Source organism: Rhodoferax sp. GW822-FHT04A08 (genome assembly GCF_058801025.1).
On the sequence record NZ_JBXAMW010000015.1, the window covers coordinates 1 to 13,839 of the forward strand.

At 53.7% G+C, this 13,839-nt stretch carries 9 protein-coding genes; 8 read left to right on the plus strand and 1 reads right to left on the minus strand.

What is annotated here, in order from left to right; genetic code table 11:
* Positions 1 to 298: 298 nt before the first annotated feature.
* From AC1RMF_RS21540 to AC1RMF_RS21575, 8 genes are all read left to right on the plus strand, one after another.
* A complete protein-coding gene (locus AC1RMF_RS21540; RefSeq protein WP_342620297.1) occupies positions 299 to 2,950 on the plus strand; it encodes a CHASE2 domain-containing serine/threonine-protein kinase in 2,652 nt (883 codons plus the stop codon).
* Between the two features lie 8 nt (positions 2,951 to 2,958).
* Positions 2,959 to 3,744, plus strand: coding sequence for a Stp1/IreP family PP2C-type Ser/Thr phosphatase (locus AC1RMF_RS21545; protein ID WP_342620298.1), 786 nt, complete (start codon positions 2,959 to 2,961; stop codon positions 3,742 to 3,744).
* Between the two features lie 47 nt (positions 3,745 to 3,791).
* A complete protein-coding gene (locus AC1RMF_RS21550; RefSeq protein WP_493144226.1) occupies positions 3,792 to 4,457 on the plus strand; it encodes an FHA domain-containing protein in 666 nt (221 codons plus the stop codon).
* Positions 4,458 to 4,513: 56 nt separating this feature from the next.
* Complete coding sequence (locus AC1RMF_RS21555; protein WP_493144227.1) at positions 4,514 to 6,763, plus strand: CHASE2 domain-containing protein; 2,250 nt, start codon at positions 4,514 to 4,516, stop codon at positions 6,761 to 6,763.
* A 10-nt stretch (positions 6,764 to 6,773) separates the two neighbouring features.
* Positions 6,774 to 7,565, plus strand: a complete 792-nt coding sequence (locus tag AC1RMF_RS21560) for a 3',5'-cyclic-nucleotide phosphodiesterase (protein WP_493144345.1) — start codon at positions 6,774 to 6,776, stop codon at positions 7,563 to 7,565.
* Positions 7,562 to 9,982, plus strand: coding sequence for a GspE/PulE family protein (locus AC1RMF_RS21565; protein WP_493144229.1), 2,421 nt, complete (start codon positions 7,562 to 7,564; stop codon positions 9,980 to 9,982). The genes AC1RMF_RS21560 and AC1RMF_RS21565 overlap by 4 nt, the downstream gene beginning before the upstream one ends.
* A 173-nt stretch (positions 9,983 to 10,155) precedes the next feature.
* Positions 10,156 to 10,563 (plus strand): pilin, encoded by a 408-nt coding sequence (locus AC1RMF_RS21570; RefSeq protein ID WP_493144230.1) that lies wholly within the window; start codon positions 10,156 to 10,158, stop codon positions 10,561 to 10,563.
* Positions 10,564 to 10,859: 296 nt separating this feature from the next.
* Complete coding sequence (locus AC1RMF_RS21575; protein WP_493144231.1) at positions 10,860 to 12,323, plus strand: PglL family O-oligosaccharyltransferase; 1,464 nt, start codon at positions 10,860 to 10,862, stop codon at positions 12,321 to 12,323.
* A 15-nt stretch (positions 12,324 to 12,338) separates the two neighbouring features.
* On the opposite strand, the gene AC1RMF_RS21580 is transcribed toward AC1RMF_RS21575, so the two are convergent.
* On the minus strand, positions 12,339 to 13,829 hold the full coding sequence (locus tag AC1RMF_RS21580; RefSeq protein WP_493144233.1) for a hypothetical protein: 1,491 nt from the start codon (positions 13,827 to 13,829) through the stop codon (positions 12,339 to 12,341).
* Positions 13,830 to 13,839: the final 10 nt, after the last annotated feature.

Here is a 13,839-nt window from a genome sequence, read left to right on the forward strand (position 1 = left end):
TAAGCTGCTCAGGGCTTTGCTGTAAGCGTTACGTCTTTGTGACGCGGGGTTTGTGGCCTCGGTCCCACACGATGCCCAGGCCTGTGCCTGGGCATTTGTGTTTCTGGGGTGTGCCAAAGGTTGCGCCATCCGTCTGGATGGCAGACCTTCCATCCCTAAAGCCTGTGCGACTGCCTGAGCAGGCTATTGTCGGTACGCCGGGCCTCTGATAACGTAGACTGCGGGGTCACTACATAAATGGCCACGCCCAAACCATGTCCGGGCGGGGGCGGTTCTGCAAACGTGTGAGGGGTGGTAATTGGCAAAGTCTTCAAAAGCGGGAGCAGGCTCTTTCTGGCGCGCCGACTGGTTCGCTGGCGTGCTCGTCGTATTGGCGACGGTGGCTTTGCACCTGTCCACCGACCTCATTGGCACTCTGGAGCGGCGTTTCTACGATGTGGCCAGCACAACAACTTCCCGTCAGCCTTCGGACCGCATCGCCGTCATCGCCATTGACGACCAGAGCATTGCCAACCTGGGGCGCTGGCCCTGGCCGCGCGATATCCACGCAAAGCTGATCGACCAGCTTGCGGCCGCCAAGGCCAAGACGGTGGTGCACACCGCATTCTTTTTTGAGCCGCAGGTGGATCGCGGCCTGGTGTTCATCCGCAAGATGAAGGAAGCGCTGGCAGCGGGTGGGGAGACCGGCGCTGCCAATGAATCCGTCAGCAACCTGATCACGGAAGCTGAAACCGCCTTGGACACGGATGCAATACTGGCAGCTAGTCTGGAAAAGGCGGGCAATGTGCTGATTCCTTCTGTATTCACACTGGGTGAACAGCAAGGCAAACCCGACAATCCCTTGCCACCGTACGCGCTCAAGAGTGCGTTGGACGACGTGAATGGTTTTTCCGTCAGTGCTGTGCGCGGCCAACAACCCATTGAACTGCTGGGCAATGTGGCTTCAGGCATTGGCCACCTGAATCAGTTTGTGGATGTGGACGGCGCGGTGCGCAGCGAGCCATTGCTGGTGAATTACTACGGCAAGGACATTCCGTCCATCTCCCTGCTGGCAGCGCTCAAGAGCCTCAATCTCAATGTGGGAGATGTTAAGTTGCACCCGGGTGAGTCCGTGCAAATTGGCAAACTGCAGGTACGTACCGATGACTCCGCATTGATGCTGCCCCAGTTTTACCGGGGACGGGACGGCCGACCCGCGTTTTCTGTGGATTCGTTTTACGACGTGCTGACCGGCAAGATTCCGGCCAGCAAATACACCGACAAGATCGTCATCATCGGAGCGACTGCCGCTGGCGTTGGCGTGCAGTTTCCCGTGCCGGGCAATCCGGCCCTGTCACCCGCCGAAACCGTCGCGCACATCACCTCCAGCATATTGAACGAGCACTTCATCGTGCTGCCATCCTGGAGCCACTGGGCTTCATTGGCGGCGTTTGTCCTGATTGCTGCCTATGTGATCGGGGCATTGCCAAGACTGTCTGCGGGCAAGGCGGCCGGTCTGACGCTCGCCGTATTCGTCATCCTGCTGGTGACGGAATTCAGCTTACTGTCTGTATCTGCGACCTGGGTCAAGCTGGTGTTTCCCGCCATGGCGCTGCTGCTGGGGCATCTGGCGCTGACCACCAAGCGCTTCCTCATGACCGAGGCGGGCAAGGTGAAATCGGATGAGGAGTCTGCCGAGACCAATCGCATGATGGGGTTGGCACTGCAGGGCCAAGGGCAGTTGGACATGGCGTTCGACCGTTTTCGCCGCGTGCCCATGGGCGAGGCGGTGATGGGCAATCTCTACAGCCTGGCGCTGGACTTTGAGCGCAAGCGCCAGTTCAACAAGGCCGAGGCCGTGTACGAACACATGGCGGCCTTTGATCCGGACTACAAGGACATCAAGGCCAAGCTCAACCGCGCCAAGAATCTGTCGGAAACCGTCATCCTGGGCGGCGGCAACGCACACCCGGGCGGCACCATGCTACTGGACGGCGGAGCCGTAGAGAAGCCCATGCTCGGGCGTTACCAGGTCGAAAAAGAGCTGGGCAAAGGAGCGATGGGCGTGGTCTATCTGGGCAAGGATCCCAAGATCGGCCGTGTGGTTGCCATCAAGACGATGGCACTCAGCCAGGAGTTCTCGGGCGACGAGCTGATCGATGCGCGGGAGCGGTTTTTCCGCGAGGCGGAGACGGCTGGACGGCTGCAGCACCAGAACATCGTCACCATCTTTGATGCGGGCGAAGAACACGACTTGGCCTATATCGCCATGGAGTTCCTCAAAGGGCGGGACCTGACCGATCACTGCAAGCGCGACCAGCTGTTGCCGGTGCCAACCGTCCTGAGCATTGTGGCGCGGGTGGCGGAGGCGCTGGCGTACGCACATCGCCAGAACGTGGTGCATCGGGACATCAAGCCGGCGAACATCATGTACGAGGGCCAGAGTGATTCGGTGAAGGTGACGGATTTTGGCATTGCGCGCATCACCGACTCCAGCAAGACCAAGACCGGCCTGGTGCTGGGTACACCCAGCTTCATGTCGCCGGAGCAATTGGCCGGAAAAAAGGTGGATGGCCGCTCGGATCTGTATTCGCTGGGCGTTATGCTGTACCAGTTGCTGTCGGGCGTGTTGCCGTTTCGCGGTGAATCCATGTCCGAGCTGATGTACAAGATTGCCAACGAGGAAGCTGCCGATATCCGCACGATTCGGCCAGAACTCTCTGAAGGATTGGCCAATGTGGTGGCGCTGGCACTGAGCAAGCGGCCTGAAACGCGGTATCAGACGGGTGAGCAATTCGCGGCAGATTTGCGTTCTGTGGATGCGGGCCTGACAAGCTCTGCCTCGGTCCCTGCTGCTGCCGAAAGTCGTAGCGGATCTGGCATGGAGAAGACCGAGGCGTTTGAAGTGACTGTCCCGACCATGCCGGCTGGCATTGCACGGACGGATGACAGTGCGGATATTGAAATATAAAGACGGTAATGATTTACAAATTTTGCGCAAAAACCGATACCGGCCGTGCCCGAGACAACAATGAGGACTCCGTCTCCATTGATGAAGAAAGCCGTGTTGCGGTATTGGCCGATGGCATGGGGGGCTACAACGCCGGTGAAGTGGCCAGCGGCATGGCAACTGCCTTCATCAAGTCCGAACTCAGTCGGTGGCTGGCAGAAGCTGGTGCCAATGCACGTGCCAAGGATGTGCGCCGGGCCATGGAAATCTGCGTGGACAGCGCCAACACCTCGATTCTGAATGCCGCGACCGCCAATGCCCAATATGCTGGGATGGGAACCACGCTGGTGGTTGGCGCCTTTCGCGACGATGGCTTGGTGTTGGGACATATCGGAGATTCGCGTTGCTACCGACTGCGTGCCAACCGGCTGGAGCAGATCACACGCGACCACTCTTTGTTGCAGGAGCAGTTGGATGCTGGCTTGGTCACACCCGAGCAGGCGCAGCACTCCACCATCAAGAATCTGGTCACCCGCGCGCTGGGCGTGGAGGACACGGTCATGCTGGAGGTGAGCGAATACCCTGTTGAGGCGGGGGATATCTATCTGATGTGCTCGGACGGGCTGTCCGATATGGTGAGCGATGGAGCCATCGCTAAAATTGTTTCCTCCGATTCGGGGCTGGAGCAAAAGGCGCAGATGCTGGTGGATACCGCCAACGAAAATGGCGGGCGCGACAATATTTCCGTTTTAATGGTTGAAGTCAGTGAAGCCGCCGAAAAGCGGGGTTTAATTGCAAGATTGCTCGGGAAATAGTGCATGTTTAGTTTTCCAGAATCAAATTACAGGAAAAGGAGCCGATCGTGCCGAAGATGATCGTGTCAATTGACGAGGTTGTCATCAAGGAAGTGCAGCTGACCAAGGACAGAACCACCCTGGGGCGCAGGCCTTACAACGACGTTGTGATTGATAACCTTGCCGTCAGTGGTGAGCATGCTGTCATCTTGATGCACGGCTCGGAGGTCACTTTGGAGGACCTCAACAGCACCAATGGAACGTACGTCAACGGCAAGGCCATCAAGAAGCAGGTTTTGCAAAATGGCGATTCCATTGAAGTTGGCAAGTACAAGATCAAATTTGTGGGAGATGCCGCTGCCGACAACTTCGACAAGACCATGGTGGTACGTACCCCCCGTCCTGCGGCACCTGCTCCGGTGCCCACGCCGGCCGCTGCCGCTCCGGTTGCGGAGGCTCCTGCGGTCTCCCTTGCGGCAGCATCCATCAAGGTGCTGTCCGGGGCTGCCGCCGGGCGCCAGGTTCCGCTTACCAAAGTGGTGACAACCATTGGTAAGCCGGCGGTGGCTGTTGCGGCCATTACCAAACGTCATCACGGCTACGTCGTCCACCATGTGGAAGGTGGGGGGAGTCCTACCCTCAACGGCTTGCCGATAACGGCAGATCCGGTGCCCCTGAAGAATGGCGATGTGATTGAACTGGCGGGTACGCAAATGCAGTTTGTCCAGACCTGAAGCACGCCGATTCGGAATCGGGACAGTTCAGCTTATGACATGTACAACCGCCTGACATGCGCTCCTTATCCAAGCACTGGCCCCGCATTGCAGTAACCCTGCTGCCGCTGGTGATCGCGCTGATGCATGCGGTAGGGGTGATGCCCCTGGGTGTGCTCAAGCGCTTGGATGACATTATTTATGACGCCCGGTTGACGGCCACCGCCCCCAAAACGCTGGATGACCGGATTGTCATCGTCGACATCGACGAGAAGAGCCTGGCGGAGGTGGGGCGCTGGCCGTGGGGGCGCAACCGCATGGCCCAACTGGTCAACGAATTGTTTGACCAGCAACAGATTGCCATTGTTGGGTTCGACGTAGTCTTTGCGGAGCCGGACGGCAGCTCCGGTTTGCCCCAGCTCAATGCGCTGGCCAGCGGAGAGCTCAAGGATCAGCCCGCCTTTGCCGAGCGCCTGCGCAGCTTGCGCCCGGCGTTGGACTACGACGGCCAGTTTGCCAAGGCGCTGGAAAACCGCCCGGTGGTTCTTGGCTACTACCTCAATAGCGATGCCAAGGAACGTGTCAGTGGGGTCTTGCCTGAGCCGGTCATTCGTGCCGACGCGTTGCAGGGGCGCATGATTCGCTCTACGTCATGGACTGGATACGGCTCCAATCTGGAGGTATTGGCCAAGGCGGCTCCCGTGGCGGGGTTTTTCAATTCCATCACCGATTCTGATGGCGTAGTGCGTTCACTGCCCTTGCTGGCTGAGTACAAAGGACAGTACTACGAGTCATTGGCGTTGGGCATGTTCCGCATGATGGCAGGCTCTCCGACTGTGGCGCCCGGCTTCTCCAACGAGCAGTACCTGTCGCACGCATACCAGGGAATGGACAGGGTGCTGCTCAAGCAGGGCGACAAAAGTCTAGCCATCCCCGTGGACTTCCGGGTGGCAACGCTGGTGCCATTTCGCGGACGGGGCGGTCCGGATGGCGGGTCTTTCAAGTACATCTCAGCGGCGGACATCCTCGCTAAGCGTCTCGCGCCAGGAACTCTGCGTGACAAGATCGTGCTGGTCGGCACGACAGCGCCGGGTTTGCTTGATTTGCGCGTGACACCCATGAGCGAGGCCTATCCGGGTGTGGAAACCCATGCCAACCTGATCTCCGGACTGTTGGACGGAAACGCGCTGCTGCGGCCGGATTACGAATTGGGGTATGAAGTACTCACCCTGATTCTTGCGGGATTGATTCTGGCGCTGGCGCTGCCTTTGTTACCGGCCCTGCAGGCGGTTGGTTTGAGTGTGTTGGTAACGGCATCACTTGTGGGCTTGAATTTTTGGCTGTATGGCTCCTACGGCCTGGTGTTGCCGTTGGCATCTTCGGTATCGATGGCTTTGACAGCGTTTGCGCTCAACATGAGCTACGGCTACTTTGTGGAAAGCCGCACCAAGCGTGAACTGGCCAATTTGTTCGGCACCTATGTGCCGCCCGAATTGGTGGACGAAATGATCAAGGACCCGGACGCCTATTCCATGAAGGCGGCCAACCGTGAACTGACCGTGATGTTCTGCGACATGCGCGGCTTTACCAAGATGTCCGAGAACATGGAGCCAACCCAGCTGCAGGAGCTGCTGACGGGTCTCTTCAGCAATCTGACCACCCTGATCCGCAACAACAAGGGGACCATCGACAAATACATGGGGGATTGCGTGATGGCCTTCTGGGGTGCGCCCGTGGAGACGCCCAACCATGCTTCCTTGGCGGTGAAGTCGGCCATTGAGATGACTTATGCGGTACAGGACATCAATGCGGAGCATCGCACCAAGGGTCTGCCCGAAATCGGTATTGGCATTGGGTTGAATACCGGCCCCATGTGCGTGGGAGACATGGGCTCCAATATCCGGCGCGCCTATACCGTCATTGGCGATTCGGTCAATCTGGGTTCCCGTCTGGAAGGCCTTTCCAAGGCCTATGGCGTTGAAGTTGTGGTGAGCGAATCTACCCGCAAGCTGGCTCCTGATTTCGAGTGGGAAGAACTTGACAGTGTTCGCGTCAAGGGGAAGGCGCAGGCTGTGTCCATCTTCAGGCCGCTAGCGGTGAAGGGGGGCTTGTCCGAAGAGGCAGCACGCGAACTCAAGACCTGGGGCGTCTTCCTGGCTGCCTATCGGGCGCAGGACTGGAATCAGGCGGAACTGTTGCTGGGCGAACTGATGCGGGCCAGTCCCAAAACCTACCTCTACCAGCTCTATGCTGAGCGAGTGGCCTCCATGCGTTTGCTGCCCTTTGATCCCACCTGGGATGGCGCAACCAATTTCGAAACCAAATGAGGTCAACACCGTGAAAGTACGTGTTCTCGGCTGCTCCGGCGCCATCGCCAAAGACTGCAGAACCACGTCTTTCTTGATTGACAAGGACCTGCTGGTGGATGCCGGTACCGGGGTGGGAGATCTCACCATCGAAGAGATGAGTCAGGTGGACAGCGTTTTGTTGACCCATTCCCACCTGGATCACATTGCGGCGTTGCCGCTGATGCTCGACACCGTGGCCTCGCGGCGCAAGGAGCCGCTGAAGGTATATGCCTTGGCGGGAACCATCGCCGCCCTGAAGGCGCATGTGTTCAACGATGTGATTTGGCCCGACTTCAGTCGCATTCCCACGCCGGAAAACCCGTTCGTCCGCTTTTACGAGATCACCACCGGCCAGACCATGCAATTCACCAACAAGGTGGTAGAGGTCATGCCGGCCTTGCACACGGTACCGGCAGTTGGCTACGCCATTACGTCCGGTGACGGGTGCTGGGTCTTTACCGGTGACACTGAACGTAACGAGGCATTTTGGTTTCGCCTGAACCAGTTGCGTGTCGCCATGCTGGTCATCGAAACCGCATTCAGCAATCGGGAGAAGGATCTCGCCAGACGTAGCTTGCATCTGTCGCCCGAATCCTTGGCCGAAGAACTCGATTGCATAGCCAAGGACAAGCGCTTTCCCATCTACATTACGCACACCAAGCCGACGGAAACAGAAATGATCATGTCTGAGATTCAGCAGTTTGATCAGACCATGCCGTTCGGCGCCCACGTCACCCACGATATCCGCTGGCTTCGGGCTGGCCAAGAGTTTGATCTATGAGTGCAGTGCTACCTGCTTCTGGTCCGGAAGGTTCTGCAGAGCAGGCCTTTTACGAATCGCAAAAACTGCCATCGCAAAAGCGGGGCATGACTTTTGAAGCGCTGTTCTATCGGCAGCTGCATCAGGTGACGGCGCGCATCCACGACACGGTCAACGTGGAGCAGATCATGCTGGAAACCAGCCAGGACATCTGCAAATTGCTCAACGCGGACCGTCTGACGCTGTATGCGGTCAATGAGGATCACACGGCCATCGTCTCCAAGATCAAGACTGGACTCAACAGCAGCCGTGACCTTAAATTGCCGATCTCTCCCCAGAGCCTTGCAGGTTATGTGGCCTTCAGCAAGAAGGCGCTGAATTTGCCGGATGTGTATGACGATGAAGCGCTCAAGCGCATTCACCCGGCGCTGACCTTTCTGAAAGAGGTCGACAGGCGTTCGGGATATCGCACGCGCCAGATGCTGGTGGCACCCATTCTGGAGGGCGACGTCCTGCATGGCGTACTGCAGGTGATCAACAACAAGAGTGATGAGCCTTTTGGTGCGCTGGAGTTGGACGGCGTCTCGGAGGTTTGCAAGACGCTCGCGACGGCCATACGCCAACGTGCACTGAAGTCGGACGAAGGCCCACGGCGCAAGGCAACCAAATTTGATGGACTGGTCACCGACGGGCTGCTGACGCAAGAGGAATTGAGTCAGAGCGTGCACGATGCTCGCATGGAAGAAATGCCGATCGAGCAGGTGCTCATCAACAATTTCAAACTCAAGCCCGCACAGATCGGTTCGGCGTTGTCGAAGTTTTTTGGTGTTCCCTACGAGCCCTTCAATGCCGGGCGCATCCGGTCCGAGGCATTGCATGGCATTCTCAAGCGTGAGTTCGTTGAGGAGCAGGGCTGGATACCGCTGGAAGAGTCGCCCGAAGGGTTGGTCATCATGTGCCGTGACCCTGAGGCCGTGCGAGGCTCCAGGGTGGTGCCGCAGGTGTTTCCGCGCATCACCAAGTTTGCCTATCGCGTCACCACCCATTTTGATTTTGACCAGACGCTGGCCCAGTTATTTGGCGCCGCCATTGACAGTACGTCCATCGACCAATTGCTGGCCGATATGGATGGCGGTCCGGTAGACGACGGACTCAACGAAGATTCCCTGGAGTCCGCTGCGGCAGACAACGAGCTGGTCAAGTTCGTAAACAAGGTCATTGTGGATGCCTATAACCAGAAGGCATCGGACATCCACATCGAGCCCATGCCGGGCAAACTCAAGACCGGTATCCGCTTTCGTATTGACGGCAGCCTGATTCCCTACATCGAGGTTCCAGCGCATTTCCGCCAGGCCATGGTGACCCGGTTGAAGATCATGTGCGAGCTGGACATCTCCGAGCGCCGCAAACCGCAAGACGGCAAGATCAAGTTCAAGAAATACGGACCTCTGGACATCGAGCTGCGCGTTGCCACTATCCCTTCTGCTGGCGGGGTGGAAGACGTAGTCATGCGTATCCTCGCGGCTGGCGAACCGATCCCGCTGGACAAGCTGGGCCTCACCCCGCACAACAAGGCGCGGCTGGAAGCCACGGTCAGCAAACCCTATGGACTGTTTTATGTCTGCGGACCTACCGGCTCCGGCAAGACAACGACGCTGCACTCCATACTGAAGTTTCTCAATACGCCCGATACCAAGATATGGACGGCAGAGGATCCAGTCGAAATTACGCAAAAGGGTTTGCGCCAGGTGCAGATCAACAAGAAGGCAGGCATCGATTTCGCATTGATCATGCGGGCCTTTCTGCGGGCCGATCCAGACATCATCATGGTGGGTGAGTCGCGTGACAAGGAAACCGTTTCCATGGGCGTGGAGGCCTCGCTGACAGGGCACTTGGTGTTCTCCACCCTGCACACCAATTCAGCGCCCGAATCCATCACCCGTCTGATGGACATGGGCATGGATCCGTTCAACTTCGCGGATGCCCTGCTGGGCATTCTGGCGCAGCGCTTGGCCAAGCGATTGTGTGACTGCAAGCAGGCCTACGTACCCGACGCCGAGGAGATGCGCCTGTTTGCAGCGGAATATGCCGAAGAGTTGCGTCACTCCAAAGCCTGGACCTTGGACTATGCCGGCGAAAGCAAGAAGATGGTTGACCAATGGCAGCAAACATACGGAGAGAACGGCAGCATCAAGCTGTACCGGGCCGTAGGATGCGATAAGTGCAACAACACGGGTTACAAAGGGCGTGTGGGGCTGCACGAACTTCTGGTGGCCGACGATGGCGTGAAAAAGCTGATCCAGGAAAGAGCCCGCGTGGCGGAGCTGTTTGCTGCCTCGGTGGAGGGTGGTATGCGTACCCTCAAGATGGACGGTATGGAGAAAGTCATGATGGGGCTGACCGATCTAAAGATGGTCCGACAGGTCTGTATCAAGTGAACAGGGGTATGTGACAAAAATGTCGACTGCGTTCGGTTTTTGTCACACATCAGGGGGAATCCTGACCCATTTGGTCAAAATGTTTAGACAAATGACATCAAACCGTAGCTAGAATGTGTGGCATGGAACCTGCTGGTACGTAGGCTCCTGTACTTTCAACCAAGGAGCTGAATATGAAGCGTTCTATGCAAAAGGGTTTCACCCTGATCGAATTGATGATCGTGGTAGCGATTATCGGTATTTTGGCTGCGGTGGCATTGCCTGCGTACCAAGACTACACAAACCGTGCGAAGTCGTCAGAAATTATTTTGGCCGCCAGCGGGTTGCGTACCTGCGTGACTGAGTCCGTCAGCACCATTGGTAGTGCTAGTGGTCTAGCTGCAGCTTGCCCGTTCACACCGACCCAGAGGGCAACTGCTGGAAACATTAATGACACCGGGCCTGTCATCACAATCACAGGATCAATCCTTGCTGCGGATGACTTTATCGTATCGTTGGCTGGTAGTGTTTCTGGCGGCGCTGTTGTTTCGTGGTCATGCAAGTCAAGCAACACTAAATGGGCGCCGTCCAGCTGCAAGTAGGCTCCTTTTGAACGTACGCAAAAAAGGGGGGCAACCCCCTTTTTTTATGTCTAAAAATAGCGAACCCAAAAATGGAATTAAAAATTAGTTCATTTTGGCTTGCTGTGATGTCAGCTGCGCTTTCGTTGGCCTATTTATTGCCAAATCACTATGCCCCATGGAGTTCATTCCACGCAGAAGCAGTGGCATGCGTAACATTAATAATTCCGTGCATATGGGTAGTGCTACAGTCGCGAGAGTCCATTAGGATATACAAGTCTAACCTAACAATATTGATGGCAATATTGATATGCGTAATGCAATTCGCATATGGAGTAATTGAATTTTTTGGTATTCTTTGGCTAGATATAGTGTATCTATTTGGTTTCTTGCTTATGCTACACGTTGGTGATGCTTGGCAAAGGCAAAAGCCCGGGCAGTTACTAAATTACCTCTCCTACGCGTTTATGCTGGCAGCAGCCATATCATTGCCCATACAGATGTATCAATGGATGGGTATGATGGCGGAAAATCCATTAATAATGAACGTGCCAAATGTTCAGCGACCATTTGCGAATATAGCGCAGCCAAACTTGCTAGCGGATTTGTATTTAATGTCCCTTGTTGGCATATCGTGGATAGTGAACCAGAATAGGAATTATGTTAGGACCGCATTTATTTTTTCCATATTCATGATATGGGGGGTGTCGCTAACTGGGTCCAGAGCCGGATGGATTAATGTTGCTATATTGACGGGATTTGCTCTATATAGCCCACGCAGAAATGGAGTCGTAATTTCCAGACGAGCAGTTATGGCGTTATTTGCAGTGTTTGTGATGTTTGTTGTGACAATGCCAATAATACAGAGGGTGCTGCTGGAGACGCAAAATCAGGAGATGGCGCAGTACACAAGTGCATCACTGTTTGGGCGCATAAACGTTTGGAAAATGATGCTTTCAGCAAGCTTTCTTAGTCCATGGTGGGGATATGGATGGGGCCAGACAATAAAGACAAATTTCGTTTTTGATGATGCGCTCGGAGTTGAAAAGGGATTGTTTAATCAATCACACAATATATTTCTAGATTGTGTATTGTGGATGGGTTATCCGTTAGCAATTATATTCTCATTTTTATTAATATGGTATTTTATAAAGCTAATGAAAAAAAAAGGAGATGGCATGATGTGGCATGCTCAAATGATGTCAATCGTTTTTGCCACGCGCTCGTTGGTTGAGTTCCCACTTTACTATATGTACTTCTTACTTCCATTAGGACTGGTATTAGGAGCAGTCCAGAGACAAGTATTTGCAAAACCGGTTTTTGAGGTGCGTAGTATCTTTGCCATTTCGGCAATTTGCATAGCGATTGCCATGATCGCGCTGACAGTAAAGGACTATTTCCTAATTGAAAAGAGCTACTATGCACTTCGCTTTGAAAGTAGAGGGTATCTTACGGATCAAAAAAGAGAGCCGCCAAATGCATTGGTATTGACACAATTGAAAGAACATCTGCGTTTTTCACGTAGTGAAGCTAATAAACATAACAATCCTGAAGACTTTATTTACATGGAGCGCGTAGTGCGGCTTACGCCGGGAGCATATATCATGTTCAAGATTGCATTGAATTACGGGTTAAGCGGAAATGCAGATAATGCCAGATTTTGGTTGAAGCAAATTTGTGAAAAAATTGCAGTGACGCAATGTTCATATGCGGAAGAAAAATGGGAGGCGGCAATTCAGAAATATGGAGCAGAAAATTTAATGCCTTGGCCACTGCAGTGAGATAGCGTACTAAATCTAGCTTTCAATGTCTTTCCGCTGCAGCATTACGGCACGATGATCAGAGAAGTAAACCGTCCATTTATTAACAGCATTAGGATTCGCCACGTTAAACTTTTGGAAGACCCCTGTATCCATCAGGATGTAGCGAACATCGTACCGATTAACAAATTCATCCAGCAATTTATTATCTATGAAAAGTGTAGAAATGAAGCTGTTATATTCGACATTGTATGAATCAACTCTACAATCAATAGCTGGTTTCAATCTTGGGTAGGCCAGATAGATAAGTTCAGCCCCCAGCTCCATGGTATTCAATACGTTCCCATGTATTTTAGGATTCTTAATGGCTTGAACCATCGGAATGGTAAATTTAAACCTATCAAGGCTGTTATAAATCCCATTCTTAGAAGCATTCCCAAACCGATTGGCCAAGAATAAAGTGATTATGCCAATCGCGATGCAAAGCACATAAATGAGGCGTTCTTGGCGTTTGCTACATCTTTTTGAATAGGTGCAAGTGGGGATAATATAGGCCGCTACAATTCCGAGATAAACAGGAAATCGGATAGCTTTGACGGCAAGAATGGAGAAGGCTAAAAATAACCCAACCTCGGAAAATCCAATCCTATTGCGCCCATAAAACATAAAGAATAAAGTCAAAAACCACACAAATAATCCAATCCAAAAACCCGGTATATGAAACATGACCGGAGAGAATGTAGGCATCCATTCTGTAAGGGTACGGGTGGCGTCGGCATCGGCGCTAAAAGAGAAAGCAAAATAAATTAGATCAATGCCAAATGGATTGATAAGGCAAGCGGCGGAAACAGTAACAAGCAGCATTGACAGTTGTTGAACTGTCGCTGCATTATTTAGTTCGCGTTTCCCTAGTTTTCTGTCAAAAAGTCTTCCTGCAGCAAGGATGGCGGTCACTATGGGGCCCAAAATAAAGGAGCCGTGTGAATTGGCCCACACTATCATTATCAGAGCGCATATAACATAGTGTTTTAATTGCGGTCTATTGGCAAATGATTGAAGTGTATAAAGCAGCCAAGTAAATAGAATTAAAGTTGGAAGCTCAGGACGCAATACATGCCGATAATTTTCAGCGAGCACTGCCAAAAATCCGCAGAGCAAGGCAATGGGATAATCCCCGTTGCTACGAGCATAGGCCAGCTGAGTTGCGGAAATAAATAGAGTCAATCCCAAGCCTCCAATCATGAATGGCATTACGTCCTCTCCTAAATGTGAAAGAGAGAAGTAAAACAACAAAGATGTTAACCACTCATGAGCGTTAAAATGCTCAGTGGCAATCTCAGTGAAGGGGAATAGTAGCGTGCTGGGAATGGAGTGATTGATCGCTATCAGTTCACCGATTTTTGCTTGCAACCAAAAATCAATTCCAGAAAGACGAACTGTACTGGCATAAAGAACGCAGATAACTATTGAAGTCGTAGCTGCTATGGAATATACCGACGTCTGGTATGTTTTTATATTGACATGCATCTGTGTGAAA

Excerpts from the sequence above, each read along its gene's own strand:
- AC1RMF_RS21555 (WP_493144227.1), top strand. The coding sequence starts at position 4,514 with ATGCGCTCCTTATCCAAGCACTGGCCCCGCATTGCAGTAACCCTGCTG.
- AC1RMF_RS21580 (WP_493144233.1), bottom strand. The coding sequence starts at position 13,829 with ATGCATGTCAATATAAAAACATACCAGACGTCGGTATATTCCATAGCA.
- AC1RMF_RS21565 (WP_493144229.1), top strand. The coding sequence starts at position 7,562 with ATGAGTGCAGTGCTACCTGCTTCTGGTCCGGAAGGTTCTGCAGAGCAG.
- AC1RMF_RS21570 (WP_493144230.1), top strand. The coding sequence starts at position 10,156 with ATGAAGCGTTCTATGCAAAAGGGTTTCACCCTGATCGAATTGATGATC.
- AC1RMF_RS21545 (WP_342620298.1), top strand. The coding sequence starts at position 2,959 with ATGATTTACAAATTTTGCGCAAAAACCGATACCGGCCGTGCCCGAGAC.
- AC1RMF_RS21575 (WP_493144231.1), top strand. The coding sequence starts at position 10,860 with ATGCAATTCGCATATGGAGTAATTGAATTTTTTGGTATTCTTTGGCTA.